General features: G+C 66.8%; 17 protein-coding genes. 7 read left to right on the forward strand and 10 right to left on the reverse strand.

What is annotated here, in order from left to right; translation table 11 throughout:
- Positions 1-176: 176 nt before the first annotated feature.
- Positions 177-1,154, reverse strand: a complete 978-nt coding sequence (locus tag AC5P99_RS19135) for a zinc-binding dehydrogenase (protein WP_099604944.1) — start codon at positions 1,152-1,154, stop codon at positions 177-179.
- Between the two features lie 430 nt (positions 1,155-1,584).
- On the opposite strand from AC5P99_RS19135, the gene AC5P99_RS19140 reads away from it, so the two are divergent.
- From AC5P99_RS19140 to AC5P99_RS19155, 4 genes are all read left to right on the forward strand, one after another.
- On the forward strand, positions 1,585-3,948 hold the full coding sequence (locus AC5P99_RS19140; RefSeq protein ID WP_099604945.1) for a ribonucleoside-diphosphate reductase subunit alpha: 2,364 nt from the start codon (positions 1,585-1,587) through the stop codon (positions 3,946-3,948).
- Between the two features lie 137 nt (positions 3,949-4,085).
- A complete protein-coding gene (locus AC5P99_RS19145; protein WP_005413719.1) occupies positions 4,086-5,126 on the forward strand; it encodes a ribonucleotide-diphosphate reductase subunit beta in 1,041 nt (346 codons plus the stop codon).
- Positions 5,127-5,151: 25 nt separating this feature from the next.
- Positions 5,152-5,619 carry a flavodoxin gene (locus AC5P99_RS19150; protein WP_012480523.1) on the forward strand — a complete coding sequence of 156 codons (468 nt, stop codon included), beginning with the start codon at positions 5,152-5,154 and terminating at the stop codon, positions 5,617-5,619.
- The gene (locus AC5P99_RS19155; RefSeq protein WP_495213444.1) at positions 5,591-5,917 is read left to right on the forward strand and encodes a thioredoxin family protein; all 327 of its coding nucleotides are present in this window, start codon (positions 5,591-5,593) and stop codon (positions 5,915-5,917) included. Before AC5P99_RS19150 ends, AC5P99_RS19155 begins: the two co-directional genes overlap by 29 nt.
- Positions 5,918-6,030: 113 nt before the next feature.
- On the opposite strand, the gene AC5P99_RS19160 is transcribed toward AC5P99_RS19155, so the two are convergent.
- Positions 6,031-7,362, reverse strand: coding sequence for an Nramp family divalent metal transporter (locus AC5P99_RS19160; RefSeq protein WP_049451614.1), 1,332 nt, complete (start codon positions 7,360-7,362; stop codon positions 6,031-6,033).
- A gap of 116 nt (positions 7,363-7,478) precedes the next feature.
- Here AC5P99_RS19160 and mntR point away from each other — a divergent pair, with 116 nt between their 5' ends.
- Positions 7,479-7,949, forward strand: a complete 471-nt coding sequence (gene mntR, locus AC5P99_RS19165) for a manganese-binding transcriptional regulator MntR (RefSeq protein WP_014037494.1) — start codon at positions 7,479-7,481, stop codon at positions 7,947-7,949.
- A gap of 69 nt (positions 7,950-8,018) precedes the next feature.
- Here mntR and AC5P99_RS19170 read toward each other — a convergent pair whose 3' ends face one another.
- From AC5P99_RS19170 to fabR, 3 genes are all read right to left on the reverse strand, one after another.
- The gene (locus AC5P99_RS19170) at positions 8,019-8,579 is read right to left on the reverse strand and encodes a thioredoxin-like domain-containing protein (RefSeq protein ID WP_049451613.1); all 561 of its coding nucleotides are present in this window, start codon (positions 8,577-8,579) and stop codon (positions 8,019-8,021) included.
- Entirely contained in the window at positions 8,569-10,728 is a 2,160-nt protein-coding gene (locus tag AC5P99_RS19175; RefSeq protein ID WP_149501165.1) for a TonB-dependent receptor plug domain-containing protein, read from the reverse strand. The genes AC5P99_RS19170 and AC5P99_RS19175 overlap by 11 nt, the downstream gene beginning before the upstream one ends.
- A 276-nt stretch (positions 10,729-11,004) precedes the next feature.
- Positions 11,005-11,661, reverse strand: coding sequence for an HTH-type transcriptional repressor FabR (fabR, locus tag AC5P99_RS19180; protein ID WP_005409961.1), 657 nt, complete (start codon positions 11,659-11,661; stop codon positions 11,005-11,007).
- Between the two features lie 92 nt (positions 11,662-11,753).
- Between fabR and AC5P99_RS19185 the strand changes: the two genes are divergently transcribed.
- Both AC5P99_RS19185 and AC5P99_RS19190 read left to right on the forward strand, forming a co-directional pair.
- Positions 11,754-12,824: a ferredoxin reductase gene (locus tag AC5P99_RS19185; RefSeq protein WP_171039742.1), complete on the forward strand. Its 1,071-nt coding sequence runs from the start codon at positions 11,754-11,756 to the stop codon at positions 12,822-12,824.
- An 11-nt stretch (positions 12,825-12,835) separates the two neighbouring features.
- On the forward strand, positions 12,836-13,984 hold the full coding sequence (locus AC5P99_RS19190) for a fatty acid desaturase family protein (protein ID WP_005413710.1): 1,149 nt from the start codon (positions 12,836-12,838) through the stop codon (positions 13,982-13,984).
- 5 nt (positions 13,985-13,989) lie between these two features.
- On the opposite strand, the gene AC5P99_RS19195 is transcribed toward AC5P99_RS19190, so the two are convergent.
- The 5 genes from AC5P99_RS19195 to AC5P99_RS19215 all read right to left on the reverse strand — a co-directional run bounded on the left by AC5P99_RS19195 (position 13,990) and on the right by AC5P99_RS19215 (position 17,869).
- On the reverse strand, positions 13,990-14,325 hold the full coding sequence (locus tag AC5P99_RS19195; protein ID WP_005409958.1) for a tetratricopeptide repeat protein: 336 nt from the start codon (positions 14,323-14,325) through the stop codon (positions 13,990-13,992).
- Positions 14,325-14,900 (reverse strand): flavin reductase family protein, encoded by a 576-nt coding sequence (locus AC5P99_RS19200; RefSeq protein WP_012480517.1) that lies wholly within the window; start codon positions 14,898-14,900, stop codon positions 14,325-14,327. Before AC5P99_RS19200 ends, AC5P99_RS19195 begins: the two co-directional genes overlap by 1 nt.
- Entirely contained in the window at positions 14,897-15,526 is a 630-nt protein-coding gene (locus tag AC5P99_RS19205) for a superoxide dismutase (protein ID WP_049451607.1), read from the reverse strand. Before AC5P99_RS19205 ends, AC5P99_RS19200 begins: the two co-directional genes overlap by 4 nt.
- Before the next feature lie 243 nt (positions 15,527-15,769).
- Complete coding sequence (locus tag AC5P99_RS19210) at positions 15,770-17,290, reverse strand: thioredoxin family protein (protein WP_495213452.1); 1,521 nt, start codon at positions 17,288-17,290, stop codon at positions 15,770-15,772.
- A 129-nt stretch (positions 17,291-17,419) separates the two neighbouring features.
- Entirely contained in the window at positions 17,420-17,869 is a 450-nt protein-coding gene (locus AC5P99_RS19215) for a GNAT family N-acetyltransferase (RefSeq protein WP_012480514.1), read from the reverse strand.
- Positions 17,870-17,871: the final 2 nt, after the last annotated feature.

The raw sequence follows: 17,871 nt of genomic DNA on the forward strand, positions 1-17,871 counted from the left end.
AAGCCTCATCCCCCCGCGCTACGCGCGAGAGTCGACTGACAGTCGACTCTACCGGGACAGCGCCATACCGGGACAGCGCCATACCGGGACAGCGCCATACCGGGACAGCGCCATTACCGGGACAGCGCCATTACCGGGACAGCGCCATTACCGGGACAGCGCCATCCGCTGAGGCATCAAGGCCGCAGCAGCACCTTGCCGCTACGGCCCGAACCGGCGCCAGCCTTCGCTGCCTGGGCGATGTCGTCCAGTGCGAAGATCTGCTCCACCGGCAGGGTCAGTTCGCCGCTCCCCGCACGCTTCAGCAGTTCGCCGACCAGCCGGCGCTTGTCCTCCACCGCCATCGCCTGGCTGACCTTGCTGCCCCAGAAACCCTTCACCGTGGCTTCCTTGTAGATCAGGCCGCCGGCGGGAATGCGCATCGGTTCGCCGCTCATCACTCCGAACGACACCAGCGTGCCGTGGTGGCCGAGCAGGTCGACCAGGTCACCGCTGGCGTCGCCGCCGATGGAATCCACCGCGGCCGCGGCCTGTGCTTCGCCGGTCGCCTCACGGACGCGATCCTTCCAACCGTCCAGCGAGGTGTCGAATACATGATCGATGCCCAGCGCCTGCAGCTGCGCGACTGCATCGGCATTGCGCACCAGGTTGGCCACATGCACGCCACGCGCCCGCGCCAGCATCGCCAGCGACTTGCCCACCGCGCCGTTGGCGGTGTTCTGCACGATCCACTGGCCCGGCTCGACGTGCAGGAACTCCAGCAGCATCAGCGCGCTCAGCGGCATGGCAATCAGCTGCGCGGCCATTTCGTCCGGGATCGCCTCCGGCATCGGAATCACCATGCGTGCCGGCGCAATGAACGCTTCGGCCCAGGTGCCGTGCACGGAGGCAGCGGCTACCCGCTGGCCGACCTGCAGGCCGTCGACGCCATCGCCGAGTGCATCGATCACGCCCAGTGCTTCACTGCCACCGATCGCCGGCAGGGTCGGCTTGTAGCCGTACAGGCCGCGCACGGTCAGCAGGTCGTGGTTGTGGATCGAGGCCAGCACGGTGCGGATGCGCACCTCGCCGGGGCCGGGTTCGGGCAGCGGCGCATCGGCAATGGCAAGGACGTCGGTTGGGTCGCCGAAGGAGGGGTACTGGGCAGCGCGCATGGGCGGTGTTCCGGGGAAAGTTGATGTTGTACCGAACTGGGGACGCAGGCGCTGTCGACAAGGCGCCGCAGGTGCAACACGGCATCCTGCGACTGATCGTCGCGACATGTGTTGATTACCGCATCTTGTGTTGACGAGTTCGGATATCCCCACTATGTTGTGGCCGTCACTCCCGGTCAGCCGCCGCCGCCGGACATGCAGCAAACGTCCCGCGGCCCGCCCCTGAGGCTTGCCGTGTCGACGCGGCCGCCATCGTGCGGACGCAGGTCGCCCCCACGGCCCGGATACCGGCCGCAGGCGCAGGCAGATGCCGACGACCTACGTTCCCGTGCCCTGGCAATCCACCCGTTCGCCCCGTGCGCCGGTATCGCGTTCAGGGCCGCCATGGCATCGACCGCCAACGCGCGTGCGAGCCTGGAGTTTCACCACCATGACCGACAGTACCTTCCGCGTGGCCGAACTGGCCGGCGCTGGCGACGCCTTGCGCGCCGGTGGCGAGCGCGTGCCGACCTGGATCACCAAGGAGGCCGGCAATCGCCGCCTGCCGTTCGACGCCGCGCGCCTGCAGCGCAGCATCGATGCCGTGCATGCCGAGTTCCCGCAGCTGGATGTGAGCGACTACCGCCGCGTGGTGCAGGCGATGGTCGAGCGCAAGCCGAGCATCACTGCCGATGATCTGGTCGATCTGCTGATCCGTGAGGCTGAATCGCGGGTGGACCTGGTCGCGCCGGAGTGGGAGCAGTTCGCCGCGCGCATCTACCTGCGCCGCCTGTACAAGCGTGCCAGCCGCAATCGCTTCTACGATGTCAGCCTGAAGTACGGCTCCTACGTGGGCCTGCAGGAAAGCCTGGCTGACCGCGGCATCTACAGCAACGACATCCTGCGCTGCTATTCGAAGGAAGAGCTGCAGCAGGCCGGCGAGATGATCGACCCGGAGCGCGACCGCCTGTTCGCCTACAACGGCCTGTACCTGTTGGCCACGCGCTACCTGGCCAGCGACCGCAGCCGCGAAGTCTACGAACTGCCGCAGGAGCGCTGGCTGACCATCGCGCTGTATCTCATGCAGGAAGAGAAGCCGCGCGAGCGGCGCATGCAGCTGGTCGGCGAGGCGTACTGGGCATTGTCCAACCTGTACATGACGGTGGCCACGCCGACCCTGGCCAACGCCGGCAAGGTGGGCGGCCAGCTGTCCAGCTGCTTCATCGATACGGTGGACGACAGCCTGCAGGGCATCTATGACTCCAACACCGATATCGCCCGCGTGTCCAAGCACGGCGGCGGCGTAGGTGCCTACCTGGGCTATGTGCGCAGCAGCGGCGCACCGATCCGCGGCGTGCCCAATTCTTCCGGCGGCGTGGTGCCGTGGATCAAGCAGCTCAACAACACCGCGGTGTCGGTTGATCAGCTCGGCCAGCGCAAGGGCGCGGTGGCGGTGTACCTGGACATCTGGCACCGCGACATCGAAGCGTTCCTGGACCTGCGACTGAACAACGGTGACCAGCGCCTGCGCGCGCACGATGTGTTCACCTCGGTGTGCGTGCCCGACCTGTTCATGGAGGCGGTCGAGCGCCGTGCCGACTGGTACCTGTTCGACCCGCACGAAGTGAAGCAGGCCAAGGGTTGGTACCTGCAGGACGTCTATGACGAGAAGCGCGGTTCGGGCAGCTTCCGCGACCGCTACGCCGAACTGGTGGCCGATGAGCGCATCAGCCGACGTACGGTGAAGGCCATCGATCTGTTCAAGCGGATCATGCTCAGCCAGCTGGAAACCGGCAACCCGTTCCTGTTCTACCGCGACGAGGTCAATCGCAGGAATCCGAACAAGCACGCGGGCATGATCTATTCCAGCAACCTGTGCACCGAGATCCTGCAGAACATGAGCCCGACGCGGATGATCCAGGAGATCGTCAGCGGCGACCAGATCGTCACCACACGCCGTGCCGGTGATTTCGTGGTCTGCAACCTGTCCTCGATCAACCTCGGCCGGGCGATCAGCGCACCGGATGACCTGTTGGCCACCGATGTACTGGAGCGCCTGATCCCGATCCAGGTGCGCATGCTCGACAACGTGATCGACCTCAATGCGTTGCCGGTGCCGCAGGCCACGATCACCAATCGCAAGTATCGCGCCATCGGCCTGGGCACGTTCGGTTGGCACCACCTGCTGGCGCAGCAGGCAATCCAATGGGAATCACCGGATGCCGAGGCGTTGGCCGACCGGCTCTACGAACGCATCAATTTCCTGACCATCCAGGCCAGCGCGCAGCTGGCGAAGGAGAAGGGCAGCTACCCGATGTTCGCGGGTAGTGACTGGCACAACGGGCGTTACTTCCGTGACCGCGACTACAGTGGCGCCGCGTGGGACAGCCTGGCCCACGAGGTGGCCACGCACGGCCTGCGCAACGGCTGGCTGCTGGCCGTGGCGCCGAACATGAGCACCGCGCAGATTGCAGGCTCCACGGCCTCGATCGACCCGATCTACAGCGCGTTCTACTACGAGGAAAAGAAGGACTTCCGGCGGCCGGTGGCGGCGCCGGGCCTGTCGCTGGAAACCTGGCCGTACTACGAGAAGGGGGCCTACAAGGTCGACCAGTTCGCCAGCGTGCGCCAGAACGCGCGCCGCCAGCGCCATGTCGACCAGTCGATCAGCTTCAACCTGTACGTGCCCAGCACCATCCGCGCCAGCACGTTGCTGGAGCTGCACCTGAGCGCCTGGCGCGAGGGCCTGAAGACCACCTACTACGTGCGCTCCAACGACATCGACATCAGCGAATGCGAGTGGTGCTCCAGCTGATCAATGGTAGTGCCGTCCGCTGGCCGGCAACCCCGCGATCTTCGGTAGTGCCGGCCGCTGGCCGGCAACCCCGTGATCTTCGGTAGTGCCGGCCGCTGGCCGGCAACACGATAGAAAGAGAACGAAGGCAGAAAACCATGGCAACTCCCCTCGACCGCATCAAGATCCTCGAACCTCGCCATCCCAACCGCAGCACCGGCATCATCAACGGCCAGACCAGCGGCATCCTCAACTGGAACGACATCCCGTACCCGTCGTTCTATCGGGCCTACAAGGAGCTGTCGACCAATTTCTGGATTCCCGACGAGGTCGACATGAAGCTGGACGCCCGCCAGTACGGCGAGCTGAACGCGCGCGAGAAGAACGCCTACGACTCGATCATCGGCCTGCTCGCCACGCTGGATTCACCGCAGACCCGCTTCATCTACAACGTGGCGGAGTACATCACCGACCCGGCCGCGCACGCCAATGCGGCGATCATCGGGCAGCAGGAAGTGATCCACAACGAGAGCTACAGCTACGTGCTGGCCTCGATCACCGACCTGCCGAACCAGAACCGCATCTTCGAGATCGCCCGCACCCATCCAACCATCATCAAGCGCAATGCGCCGATCATGGGGGCGTATGACGATTTCATGCGCGAGAAGACCGCCGAGACCCTGCTCAAGTCGTTGATCCAGTCCTCGATCCTGGAGGGCATCAATTTCTATTCCGGGTTCGCCTACTTCTACAACATGGTGCGGCAGAACCGCATGAACGGCACCGGCAAGATCATCAGCTTCATCAACCGCGACGAGCTGGCGCATACCAAGTTCATCAGCGAGCTGATCCGCGCCATCATCGGCGAGAACCCGGAGCTGCAGACCAATGAGCTGACCGCCTACGTACACCAATCGTTCGAGCATGCCATCGAGCTGGAGACGCAGTGGTCGTCGGAGGTGCTGGATGGCATCGACGGCATCGACGTGGACGAGATGGTGCGCTACGTGAAGTACCGCGCCAACAAGATGGCCGGCATGCTCGGCATCGAGCGCCTGTACAGCGATACCACCGACAACGTGATGCCGTGGATCAAGGCCTACGCCGACAACTTCACCGAAACCAAGACCGACTTCTTCGAGATGCGCAATGCAAGTTACAAGAAGACCAACGTCGACAACGGCTTCGACGACCTGTGAGTCCGGCGCCGCGCTGAGCATCCTGGTGGTGGTCGCCTCGTTGAGCGGCAATACCCGCGAGCTCGGCCGGCAGATCGCCGAGCGCTGCCGCGCTGCCGGCCATGCGGTTCACTGGCAGGAGGCTGACGACCTGCGCCAGGCGCCGCCGCTGGCGGCCGACGAGGCCGACCTGGTGCTGCTGGGTTGCTGGACCGACAACGCCGGCCGCACGCCGTCGGAGATGAAGGCATGGGTGGCCGGCATCGCCGAGCGCGGCGAGCGGCCGCGGCAGCTGGCGGTGTTCGGCACCGGCGAAACGCAGTGGGGGCAGGAGTATTACTGCGGCGCCGTGCACCGCCTGATCCGCTACTTCCGCAGCGACTATCCGCCGCTGGAAATCGAACAGATGCCGCATGGTCAACGCCATGCGGGGGCCATCGAGGCCTGGACAGACGCGGTCCTGGCCCACTATTGGAGCAACACCGATGCAGATCATCGACGCCACCACGCCTGAGCAGTTCCATCAGCTGCTGGCCGAGCACCCGCGGGTGCTGGTGGATTTCCACAAGGACCGGTGCCCGGGGTGCCGGATGCTGGAGATGTCGTTGCACCGGGTGGCCAACAGCGTGGCGGGGCAGGGCACGACCCTGCTGCGCGTGCAGCTGGAAGTGCTGGGTGAGGCGTTCTTCAGGGAGCTGGGGCTGCGGCAGACGCCGACGCTGTCGCTGTTCCGTGACGGTGACGAACGTACGCGCCTGGCCGGATTCCAGTCGCCGCAACAGATCGAGGCCGCGATCGCGTTGCATCTGTAGCGTGGAGATGGTGGGGTCGGATCCCTTGCCAGAGGCAAGGGCTCTGACCCCGCATCGTGTAAAGGCATCCACGCATGGCGTGGATCTACTGGGTCCAACCCCTGGATCTGGCATTACCCGCCGCTGAAGATGTCGACCAGCAGCTTCACGTTCAACCCCACGATCACCAGCGCGATCACCCAGGCAATCGCGCCCAGCCAGCGCGGGGCTACCAACGCGCCCATGGTCACCTTGTCGGTCACGATCCGCACCAGTGGGATGATCGCGAACGGCAGCTGCATCGACAGCACCACCTGGCTCAGCACCAGCAGCTTTACCGCGCCCTGGTCGCCGAACAGCATGATCACCACCACCACCGGAATGATTGCCAGTGCGCGCGTGATCAGCCGCCGCAGCCACGGCGGCAGGCGCAGGTGCAGGAAACCTTCCATCACGATCTGGCCGGCCAGCGTGGCGGTCACTGTCGAATTCAGGCCCGACGCCAGCAGGGCCACTGCGAACAACGTTGCCGCCGCGCCCACCCCCAGCATCGGCGCCAGCAGCTGGTGGGCCTGTTCGATGTCTTCCACATCAAATCGGCCATTGGCATGGAACACCGCCGCCGCCAGGATCAGGATGCTGGCGTTGATGAACAGTGCCAGGGTCAGCGCAAGGGTGCTGTCGGTCACCGCCCAGCGCAGCGCGCTGCGACGGCCCTCATCGGTGCGCGGGTAGGCGCGGGTCTGCACGATGGACGAATGCAGGTACAGGTTGTGTGGCATCACCGTGGCACCAATGATGCCGATCGCGATATACAGCGCGTGCGGATCGGTCACTACCTGCGCGCGCGGAATGAATCCGCCCAGCACGTCCATCACCGGCGGTGCGGCCAGCGCGATCTGCACCATGAAGCAGCCGAAGATCACCATCAGCAGCGCGATCACGAAGGCTTCCAGCGCCCGGAAGCCGCGGTTCATCAACAGCAGTACCAGCAGCGTGTCCAGGGCGGTGATCACCGCGCCCCACAGCAGTGGCAGATCGAACAGCAGTTTCAGTGCGATCGCGGTGCCGATCACCTCGGCCAGGTCGCAGGCGATGATCGCCGCCTCGCACAGCGCCCACAGCGCCAGGTTCACCGGCTTGGGGTAACGCGCGCGGCAGGCCTGCGCCAGGTCCATGCCGGTGGCGATGCCGAGCCGAGCCGACAGCGCCTGCAGGATCACCGCCATCAGGTTGGAGACGAGGATGACCGACAGCAGCAGGTAGCCGAAGCGTGAACCGCCGGCGAGGTCGGTGGCCCAGTTGCCCGGGTCCATGTAGCCGACCGAGATCATGTAGCCGGGGCCGAGGAAGGCCAGCAGGCGGAACCACCAATGGCCCTTGTCGGGCACCGCGACCGAGGCGTTGAGCGCACCCAGGCTGGCCGGAGTGGAGGCCGAAGGGTCGCGGGGCGCCAGGGTGTTCATGGATTCGAATATAGCTCCTGCTATAGTCATTAGCAATGTGAAACAATCGTCTTTATCGCGTCACTGGTCCAGAATTCAGGTTCAACACCGGATCCCCCGGAAGGACAGGCGCAGGCGTGGGCAAGACCGACGATTCGACATCGCTGAAAAGCACCCCCTTGATCGAGGCCGAGCGCCAGGTCGAGAGCTTCCGGCAAGTGCGCGAGGCGCACCGGATGGAGCTGGTGGAGGACTATGTCGAGCTGATCTCGGACCTGCTGGCCGACGGCGGCGAGGCCCGCCAGGTCGACATCGCCACCCGCCTGGGCGTGGCCCAGCCCACCGTGGCGAAGATGCTGCGGCGCCTGGCCCGCGATGGCTGGGTGGTGCAGCGGCCGTACCGCGGCGTGTTCCTGACTCCGGAAGGCGAGGCGCTGGCCCATGCCAGCCGCCAGCGCCACCAGACCGTGGAGCGATTCCTGCTGGCGCTGGGCGTGGACCCGGATACCGCACGGCGCGATGCCGAGGGCATCGAGCACCACGTGAGCGAACAGACGCTGGCGTTGTTCGAGGCGTTCGTGCGCAAGGCCGAGGGCGGGGCGCCTTAACGGTAGCGCCGGGCCATGCCCGGCGGGCGCGTCGCCGTGTTCATGCCTTTCGCCGGGCATGGCCCGGCGCTACCGTGGTTGGATGGCGCCGCTGGGGCAGCGCGCCTGTTCCTGCGCGCAGGCCCGTTTGGTCCATTCCTTCAACACCGCTTGCAGGCCTTCATAGCGCCGGCCTTGCCAGCCATTGGCCAGCACCGTGCCGTCGGCATCGATCAATACCAGATTCGGCGGGGCCAGCCCGGCCAAGGCCTGCAGTGCGGGCATGCGCGCGGCGCGGCGTGGGTCCAGTACCGGCCACGGCATATTCTGCGCGTGCATGTAGCGGCGCAGCGCGCTCTCACTCTCATCCAGGCTGACGTACACCACTTCGGTATCGGCGCCGGCCTCGCGCAACGCGTCGCGCACGCTGCGCAACGTGGGTACGAAGGCGTGGCACGGTGCACACCAGTCGGCGCCGAAGTACAGCGCCACCAGTTTCGGCGGCGGCGTCCACTGCATCGGTCGCAGCGAGCGCTGTTCCGGCCGCATCAGCGAGGCCGAAACCTGCGCGTGCAGGTCCGCAGCCATCGCCGGTGCGGCCAGCAACACGGCACAGGCCAGCAACAACGCTCGCTGCAGCTCAGAACGCATAGCGCAGGTTGACGTACCACGAACGTGCGAAACGCGGCCCGTAGACATAGTCGCTGTCTCGCAGCGCGCCCACTTCCAGATCCTTCTGGCGCTGGTCGAATACGTTCTTGACGCCCGCAGCTACCGACACTTCCTGCTGCGCCTGCGCGCCCAGATGGCGGTGCCAGCGCGCCCCGAGGTCGGTGACCAGGAATGACCGCGTGCGGTGCAGCTCGCCCAGCCGGTTGTTCAGCACCGACATCGGCCCGGTATGGCGCAGCGCGACGAAGGTCTCCCACGGTTCGGCCGGCATCCAGCTGAGCTGTGCCAGGCCGGTCCAGCGCGGGGTCTTCAGGTAGTCGCGGCTTTCGATCACGGTGTCGCCACCGTCGCCGGTGTCGTCGAAGATGCGCTGCGGTTCGCGGAAGCGCGAGCGATACCACGAGGCACCGGCGGTCAGGCGCCATTGCGGTGAGGGTTGCCAGCCCAGGTTGGTTTCCGCGCCCAGCACATTCGAGCCGGAAGCGTTGTAGCGCAGCTGGCTCAGCTGGCCGTCATCGCCGCGCTGGATCTCGCCCAGCGCGAAGGTATCGCGGATGCGTGCATAGGAGGCCGTAGCATCCCAGCTCCACACCGGATTGGCCGGGTCCGAACGCCAGTCGAAGCCGAACAGGGTGGTCAATGCGCGCTCTTCCTTCAGGCCATCGGTATTGCGCACGCGTACCTGTTCGCCGCCGAGCGTATCGACGTGCACGTCCTCGACGAAGATCTCCGGAGCACGGAAGCCGGTAGCGATGCCGGCGCGCCATTTCAGGTTCGGGGTAGCCTGCCAGGCCAGCGCGATGCGCGGCGAGAACACCGCGTTGTCCAGCTCCGAGCTCTTGTCCACGCGGGCGCCCACCACCAGGTCGACGTTGTCACGCAGGCTCCATTCGTCCTGGATGAAGGCGCCCAGGTTGTGGAAGGTCGCATCCTCCAGCACCGCAAGACGCTGGCCGTCACCGGTGCGATTGTCGTCGCGCAGCGCCTCGTGCTTGTACTGCACGCCGAAGGCCAGCGCGTGCGCGCCCAGCCGCCAGTTCAGCTGGCTGTCGATGTAGTGCAGCGGGTTGTGGGTGCGACCGTACTGGCGCCATGAACGCGAGGCCGCGCTGCCAGCCACGTTCGGGTCCAGCTGCGACGGGTCATAGCCGGGCGCGGACGGATCGGTAACGACGTCGCCAAGACCGCCATAGAAACTGTCGCGATCGATGTCTGCGAAGGCGTAGGCCAGGCGGAAATCGACGTCGGCGTTGACTTCCTGATCCCACGACACGCTGCCTCGGCGATATTTCGTATCCAGCGATTCGGCGATGTTGGCCAGATACTCTGGCTGGTCCAGGCGGTTGCCGCCGCGGCGGGTTTCATCGGTCACCTGCAGGTCCAGGCGCAGCCGCGTGCCCGGCGTGGGCGCATACCAGGCCTGCAGCCCGCCGACCTTGAGGTTCTTGCGGGTGATCTCGGTGTAGCCGTCACCGTTGTAGTCGATGCCGCTGTTCCAGTTGCGCTGGGCAATCACCGACAGGCCGGCGTCTGCTTCCTTGGCCACCAGGTCCAGCCGCACATCGGCGTTCTTCTGCGGCGTGCCTTTCAGTACATCCACGCCGGCCTGGGCATGCCCACCGCTGCGCGGCGGCAGCGGCGGAATCAGGTTGATCACACCGGCAACCGCACCCGGCCCATACAGCGCCGAACCACCGCCCTTGACCACTTCGATGCGGTCGACGAATCCGGCAGGAATCTGTTCCAGGCCGTACACGCTGCCCAGCGTGGACAGCAGCGGGATGCCATCGAACAACAGCTGGTTGTAGGCGCCGGGCAGGCCCAGCAGCTGTACTTCGCTGGTGTTGCAGTTCTGGCAGTTGCTCTCCACGCGCAGGCCGTTGATCAGCTCGGCGGCACGCGAGAAGTCGGTGGCCGCGCGCAGCGCGATGTCTTCCTTGCGCAGCACTTCGGTGCGGATCGGGACATCGGACAGCAGGCGTTCGCTGCGGGTGGCGGTGCTGACCTTGACCTGCACGCGGTCCAGCTCGGTTGGCTTCGGTGTGGCGGCCAGTGCGGGCAGCGGCAGGGTCAGGGCGATGGCGGCGGCCAGGGGCAGCCGATGGAAGAAGGGGGTGGCAACGGGCATGAGGGCGTCGTCCTTGGGGAAGAAAGGCGGCGAGGGCGACCTGGCTGACGCATATGAAAGCAGCGGCTCATCAATATAGCAAGTGCTATACAAAGAAGCCACAGCAATTCCGAGTGGAGCGCTGGTCGAGTCAGATCATGCCGGTGTTATAACATTACATAAAAGACCGGCAACCCTGCCGGTCGTCATGTCCGGAAGTTGGAGTTGCCGTTTGGGGCAGGGAGACGGGGGCAGTGCCCTTTCCTGAGGAAAGCGACCCGGCCCCGGGGCCGATCGTCAGCCGCGGCGGAACGCGGCGGGGGTGCGGGCGCCGACGATGATCATGCGGATCATCGTGGAGATCTGCTCGACCAGTTCCGGATCTTTCTCCGGCGGCAGGTCCATGGCGGTGGCGCCCATCGCGAACACCAGCCGGGTGATGGCCTTGGCCACCAGTTCCGGGGCATGCAGTACGGCGCCATCCAGTGCGGCCAGGCGCACCAGGTCGTGCTGCAGCTCTTCTTCGAAGTAGTGCAGCTCGCGTTCGACCGCGTGCTTGAAGTCGTCCGAGCCGACCGCGCCTTCGCGCAGCAGCACGTGCAGCAGCTTGTCGTCGGCGCGCAGCTGCTCCATGAAGGTCTCCACGGAAACGCGCACCACGCTGGTGGCGGTAGAGGTGGCGCGCTGGCGGGCCTCGCCGATGATGGTGCGCAGCGAGCGGCCGGCGGCGTCGATCAGCGCCACGGCCAGTTCATCCATGTCGCGGAACTGACGGTAGAAGCTGTTCGGCGCGATGCCGGCCTCACGTGCCACTTCGCGCAGGCTGAGCGTGGACAGGCTGCGGTGCGGCCCGATCAGTTTCAGGGCGGCGGCCAGCAGATCCTCGCGGCTCACCGTACGGCGGGCCGGGCTGTTGGCATCTTCGGGCGTCGACAAGGCGGTGGCGGCGGCCATGGGGGTTCCGGTGGGGCGAGGCTGAATCATACCCAATCCGGTTCAATATACACGTGTATACACAGGTGTATGTGCGCCCGTATAGTTCGCTCATGAGCGCTGTCGTCCGTCCGTCCCTGTTCTCTCCGTACCGCTGGGTCTCGCCGTCGCTGTTCGATTTCTGGGCGGGCCAGCTCAATCCCCTGTGGACCCTGCGCGAGCCGGTGGCCCGCCTGGTCCGGCGTGAGCCGGCCGGCGAGGGCGCGGCGACCCTGGTCCTGCGCACCAACCGGCACTGGGCCGGCATGCGCGCTGGCCAGCACGTCACCCTCGGCGTCGAGATTGAAGGACGCCTGTGGCAGCGCAGCTACAGCCCCACCGCACTGGGTCGGCGCGAGCTGGCGATCACCGTCAAGGCGGTCGATGGCGGCCGGGTCAGCCAGCACCTGGTCAACCACGCGCAGCCGGGCGAACTGTTCCGCCTCGATGCCGCCTTCGGCGAGTTCCATATGCCGGCCGCGGCGCCGGTGCTGCTGCTGGCGGCCGGCAGCGGCATCACGCCGATGCGCAGCCTGTTGCGCGACGCCTGCCAGCGCCCGCTGGCAGCGCCGGTGGACCTGTTCTACTGGGAGCGCACCGCCGCCCATCTGCAGTTCCGTGATGAACTGCAGGCGCTGGCCGCGGCCCATGCGAACCTGCGCGTGCACCTGCTGACCACCCGCGAGGGTGAGGCGCCGGCCGCGCGAATCGATACCCATGATCTGCAGGTGGCCGGCGATGACACGCCGCTGGCGCAGCGCCATGTGCTGGCCTGCGGCCCGGACGGCTTCGTTGCTGCCGCGCGTGAGCGCCTGGCGCACCAGGTGGCTGGTTTCCAGGCCGAAGCCTTCACCCCGCCGGCGCCGCTGCGCGATGCCAGCAGCGAAGGCGAAGTGTCGCTGACGCTTGCGCGCAGTGGGCGCCAGCTGAGCGTGCCGCGTGGCCGCTCGCTGCTGGAAAGCCTCGAAGCCCATGGCATCAAGCCCAAGCATGGTTGCCGCATGGGCATCTGCAATACCTGCACCTGTGATCGCGTCAGTGGCGCCACCCGCCATCTGCGCACCGGCGACCTGCAGTCCGAATCGGCACAGCCGGTGCGGATCTGCGTGAGCGCACCGACCACCGACCTGACTTTGGATCTCTGAGGACGCCTGCCATGACCCGCGCTACCGACCGTGCCCTGAGTACTGCCGAGATGCATGCCTTCGGTGAGGAACTCGACGCGATCCGCGACCGTGTGATCGGCAGCCTCGGCGCTTCCGATACCCGCTACATCCGCCGGGTGGCTGCCGCCGTGCGCTGGTTCGGCGTGGGCGGCCGTGGCCTGCTGTTCCTGGCGGCATTCTCGCCGCTGTTCTGGATGCCGCTGCTGTGGCCGGCTGCGATCACCGGCACGCTGCTGCTGGCACTGTCGAAGATCCTGGAGAACATGGAGCTGGGCCACAACGTCATGCATGGCCAGTTCGACTGGACCGGCGACCCCAAGCTCAACGGCAACACCTACGAGTGGGACATCGTTGCCACCGCCGACAACTGGCGCAAGACCCACAATTTCCGCCACCACACCTACACCAACGTGCGTGGCATGGACGATGACATCGGCTATGGCCTGCTGCGCATCTTCCCGGAACAGCGCTGGAAGCCGTTCTACCTGCTGCAGCCGATCATCGCACCGATCTTCGCGCTGCTGTTCCAGTGGGGCGTGGCCGCGCAGGACCTGCGCCTGGGCCGTTGGCTGAAGGGCCGCATCAGCGGCCGTGCGATGTGGATGCAGACCCGCCCGGTGGCGCGGAAAATGGCCCGCCAGGTGCTGAAGGACTACGTGTTCTTCCCGCTGCTGGCCGGCCCGTTCTTCCTCACCGTGATGCTGGGCAACATGGTGGCCAACGGCCTGCGCAACATCTGGACCTACGTGATCATCTTCTGCGGCCACTTCACCGCCGAATCGGAAACCTTCCCGAAGGAATGCCTGCGCAATGAATCGCGCGGTCACTGGTACCTGCGCCAGCTGCGGGGTTCGTCCAACATCAGCGGCGGCTTCCTGATCAACGTGCTGTCGGGCAACCTCAGCCACCAGATCGAGCACCACTTCTACCCGGACCTGCCGGCCAACCGCTATGCGGCCATTGCCAAGGAAGTGAAGGACATCTGCCGCCGTTACGGCCAGCACTACAACAACGGCTCGCTGCCGCGCCAGTTCGGCCAGGTGGTCTGGCGCATCCTGCGTCACGCGTTCCCGAGCAAGCCGCGCCGCCTGCCGATGTCGGACATCATGTCCGCACCGGCATCGGCCAACGCGGGCTGATCGACTCAGCCCGCTTTCGCCAGGTCCGCCTGCTCGCGGTCCAGGCGTCGCAGGAACACCTGCATTTCCTTGCGTGCCTGCTGGTCGCCCTTGCTGCCGGCCACGCTCAGGCCGCGTTGCCATGCTTCGCGCGCCGCCTGCGGCTGGCCACTGGCCAGCCAGGCCTTGCCCAGCAGCTTCCACGCCGCCGAGTACTGCGGATCAAGCACCACGCAACGGCCCAGATGGGTGGCCGCGCGCACCGGATTGCCGGCGTCCAGCCAGCCCTTGCCCAGGCCGAAGCGCAGCAGCGCGCCGTCCTTGCCGGCGGCGAGCATGCATTCCAGAGCTTCGATGTTCATCAGCGCACCTCCACCAGCAGCTCGGCCGGGCCGGGCTGGAAGCGGCCGCGATGGAACAGCAGCGGCGCGCCGCCGTTCTCGTGCACGTCGATGATGCGGCCGGCCAGCAGCAGGTGATCGCCCACCGGCCACTGTGCGTGGCGGGTACAGGTGAGATGGGCGACCGCACCGGCGATGCGCGGTGGGGCGTCCTCGTCGTCATCCAGCAATGCCAGGCCATCGAAGCGGTTGCGCACCTGCGGATCGGCAAAGCGCCGGGCCAGCGCTTCCTGGTCGGCCGCCAGCACGCTGATCGCAAAGCGGGTGGCGCGCTGGAAGGTGGACAGGCTCTGCGCGTGCAATGCCAGGTTCCACAGCACCAGGGGCGGCTGCAATGACACCGGCACGAACGAATTGATGGTCAGGCCGATGGGCTTGCCCTGCGCATCGCGTGCGCAGACGATGGCCACGCCGGTAGGAAAGTGGCCGAGCAGCCGCCGCAGTGCGCGCGGCGGCATCTCGACCGACGGCACCGGGGCCGGGGCGGGGAATACCCCCGCCCACGGCCCGGCGTACGGCAGTGTCTCGCCGCTCATGAGGCCCTGGCCTGGCGGTAGCGGCGGCCGACCTCGGCCCAGTTGATGATGTTGAAGAACGCACCGATGTAGTCCGGGCGACGGTTCTGGTAGTGCAGGTAGTAGGCGTGTTCCCAGACATCCAGTGCGAGGATCGGGGTGTTGCCCGACAGGCCCACGGCTGCACCCATCAACGGGCTGTCCTGGTTGGCGCTGCTTTCCACCTGCAGGCGGCCATCGCGATCGCTGGTCAGCCAGGCCCAGCCGCTGCCGAAGCGGGTCTGCGCCGCCTTGGTGAAGGCGTCCTTGAAGGCATCGAAGCCGCCAAGATCGCGGTCGATGGCGGCGGCCAGCTCATCATCGGGTGCACCACCGTGGGTGCTGAGTACGGTCCAGAACAGGCTGTGGTTGGCGTGGCCACCGCCGTTGTTGCGGACCGCGCCACGCTGGGCCTCGGGCACGGCATCCAGGTTGGCGATCAGCGCCTCGACCGGCTGCTCGGCGATGCCAGCCTGCTCGATGGCGGCGTTGAGGTTGTTGACGTAGGTCTGGTGGTGCTTGCTGTGGTGGATCTCCATCGTGCGCGCATCGAAATGCGGCTCAAGGGCGTCGTAGGCGTAGGGGAGCGGGGGAAGCGAGTACGACATCGAAGCAATCTCCGTGGGGAAGGCCAGAGGGCTGGCCGTGGGGAGACTGTTATCGCACCTCAACATTGGTTGAGGTCAAGGGGCGGGAGGGGGAACGCGTGAAAGGGAGCAAGAGCGGCATGGTAGTGCCGGCCGCTGGCCGGCAATCAGCGAAGGTCGGGTTGCCGGCCAGCGGCCGGCACTACCAGAACCCGCTTTTCGAACCTCACCGGCGCGCTGACGTGCCCGCTGCCAGCGTTATCATCAACTCAACCAGTCCTTGCACGCACCATCCACCTGGTCACCGCATGCCTGCTGCATCCGCTGCTGCAGCCGCGCCAGCGTCTCCGCACCCTGGTGCTTGCCGCTCCACGTCTTCAACTGCCCGGCCAGGCGCTCGAAGCGCTGGCGGGTGCGCTGGTGGTAGCCCGACGGCTGTGCTTCCAGTTCGGCGATCAGCGACGCGGTGGCCTGCTCGATGCGCGGCGCGTCGTCCGGCGCCAGCTTCAGCAGGCCCTCCACGTACAGCACGCCCCACTGCACGCGGGTGGCCGGGCCCTGTGCACCGTCGTAGGCGCGCTTCAACCACTCCAGTGCACCGGCGGTATCGCCGCGCTGTTCGGCCAGCTCGGCCAGTTCGGGCATGTAGTAGTACGGCTGCTCGCTGCGCTTCAGCTCGGCCAGCAACAGCGCCTCGGCACCGGCGTCGTCGCCAACCTCGCGCAGCGCATGGACCGCGCTGCTGATCGTGGCCTGGCGCGCATGCGCATCGGTGGCGGCGGCATCGGCAGCAGCCACGCGCTGCTTGACCCGCTCAAGCAGGGCCGCGGGCAGTGCACCCTTCGGCTGCTGCTGGCGGGCCAGCGATACTTCGGTCAGCGCACGCGACAACGCGTCGTCGGCGCGATCACCGCGCTCGGCATCTGCGCGCTCCAGTGCGACCAGCAGCTGCTGTCCCAGCGTGTTGCTGGTGGCCGGGCCGGCGCTGGCCTGCTTGACCAGCTGCACGCCTGCATAGCCCAGCAACTCACGGTTGCGGCGCACTTCCGCCGGTTGCGCCAGCACCGCCTGCAGCAGCTCGCGTACTTCGGTGGGCGAGGCATCGGGCTTTTCGGCTGTTGCCAAGGCAAGCAGAGCGAAGCGACGCTGCAGGGCGGCATCCGGTGCCGCCTTGGACAACTGGCGCAGCACGTCCTGGCTCTTGCGCTCGCCGGCCAGGCGGTTGGCGTCCACTTCCCAGCCGTAGTCGCCCAGTACCTGCCAGTCTTCGGCGGCCAGGCGGTCCGGCGTCGCCAGCGCGGTGGCCAAGGTGGCGGCGACGGCACTGCGGCGGCCTGCGGCAACGGTCAGTGCCCGGGTCAGTTCGGCGGCGTCGTTGCCGCCGGCCACGCGGGTGATTTCGTTGCGCTGTGGGTCCAGCACGATCAGGGTCGGATAGCCGCGTACGCCGAAGCGTTCGCCCCAGGCCTGCGCACCTTCTTCGTCGCCATCCAGATAGACGGGCACGAATTTGCTGGTCAGCGCGATGAAGGCCGGGTCCTTGAACAGGCCCGCCTTGAGCTGGTTGCACGGTGGGCACCAGACCGCGCCCCAGTACAGCAGCACCGGCTTGCCGCTGTCGGCGGCTTCGGCGAAGGCATCGTCCACATCGCCCTGGCGCCAGGCGATGGCGGACGCCGGCGCGGGTGCCTCGGCGGAGTTGGCGGTGGAAACCGGGGCCGGGGTGCAGGCGCTCAGCGCCGAAGCCAGCAGCAACACGGAAAGCGCGACGCGCATCGGCAGCATCTCGTAAGGCAGGGTGACAGGCCATTGTAGGAACCGCCGGGGAGCCCGCTGATTCAGTTTGCTCATGACGGGCGTGCTGCAGGGCATGACGCCCACCGGGCATTGCCGGGCAACGCCGGGCGGATGCCTTCAGGCCGCTGCCCGCACCATCTGCTGATACACCAACCCATTGAACTCGCCGACGTCACCGTCCAGCGCAAAGCCATAGCGCAGGTAGGTCGGTACTGCATTGAGCGAGGCGCGCACGGTCAGGACCGGCTCGCGCACCTGTGGAAGCACCGCCTCGAACAAAGCATGGCCGATGCCCTGGCCCTGGCAGGCGGGATCGACGAACAGCATCGCAAGGTGCCGACCCTCCTTCAGTTCGATCACGCCGATGACACGGCCGTCCTGCTCGGCCACCAGGATGTGGTTGTCACCGTGCAGGCGCGCGCCGAACGCTTCGGCAGCGGCGACACTGCCGAAGGTGGCGATGCCGGCCGCGCTGAGCGAAGGCGCGACCGCCGCAGTGAACGCAGCCAGGCACACCGCACTGATCGCGGGCAGGTCATCGACGTGGGCAGGGCGGATCGTCGGCATGC

The sequence above is a fragment of the Stenotrophomonas sp. YJH_SMC_80 genome (genome assembly GCF_059372495.1).

Excerpts from the sequence above, each read along its gene's own strand:
- AC5P99_RS19135 (WP_099604944.1), bottom strand. The coding sequence starts at position 1,154 with ATGCGCGCTGCCCAGTACCCCTCCTTCGGCGACCCAACCGACGTCCTT.
- AC5P99_RS19140 (WP_099604945.1), top strand. The coding sequence starts at position 1,585 with ATGACCGACAGTACCTTCCGCGTGGCCGAACTGGCCGGCGCTGGCGAC.
- AC5P99_RS19145 (WP_005413719.1), top strand. The coding sequence starts at position 4,086 with ATGGCAACTCCCCTCGACCGCATCAAGATCCTCGAACCTCGCCATCCC.
- AC5P99_RS19155 (WP_495213444.1), top strand. The coding sequence starts at position 5,591 with ATGCAGATCATCGACGCCACCACGCCTGAGCAGTTCCATCAGCTGCTG.
- AC5P99_RS19160 (WP_049451614.1), bottom strand. The coding sequence starts at position 7,362 with ATGAACACCCTGGCGCCCCGCGACCCTTCGGCCTCCACTCCGGCCAGC.
- AC5P99_RS19170 (WP_049451613.1), bottom strand. The coding sequence starts at position 8,579 with ATGCGTTCTGAGCTGCAGCGAGCGTTGTTGCTGGCCTGTGCCGTGTTG.
- AC5P99_RS19175 (WP_149501165.1), bottom strand. The coding sequence starts at position 10,728 with ATGCCCGTTGCCACCCCCTTCTTCCATCGGCTGCCCCTGGCCGCCGCC.
- fabR (WP_005409961.1), bottom strand. The coding sequence starts at position 11,661 with ATGGCCGCCGCCACCGCCTTGTCGACGCCCGAAGATGCCAACAGCCCG.
- AC5P99_RS19185 (WP_171039742.1), top strand. The coding sequence starts at position 11,754 with ATGAGCGCTGTCGTCCGTCCGTCCCTGTTCTCTCCGTACCGCTGGGTC.
- AC5P99_RS19190 (WP_005413710.1), top strand. The coding sequence starts at position 12,836 with ATGACCCGCGCTACCGACCGTGCCCTGAGTACTGCCGAGATGCATGCC.
- AC5P99_RS19195 (WP_005409958.1), bottom strand. The coding sequence starts at position 14,325 with ATGAACATCGAAGCTCTGGAATGCATGCTCGCCGCCGGCAAGGACGGC.
- AC5P99_RS19200 (WP_012480517.1), bottom strand. The coding sequence starts at position 14,900 with ATGAGCGGCGAGACACTGCCGTACGCCGGGCCGTGGGCGGGGGTATTC.
- AC5P99_RS19205 (WP_049451607.1), bottom strand. The coding sequence starts at position 15,526 with ATGTCGTACTCGCTTCCCCCGCTCCCCTACGCCTACGACGCCCTTGAG.
- AC5P99_RS19210 (WP_495213452.1), bottom strand. The coding sequence starts at position 17,290 with ATGCTGCCGATGCGCGTCGCGCTTTCCGTGTTGCTGCTGGCTTCGGCG.
- AC5P99_RS19215 (WP_012480514.1), bottom strand. The coding sequence starts at position 17,869 with ATGCCGACGATCCGCCCTGCCCACGTCGATGACCTGCCCGCGATCAGT.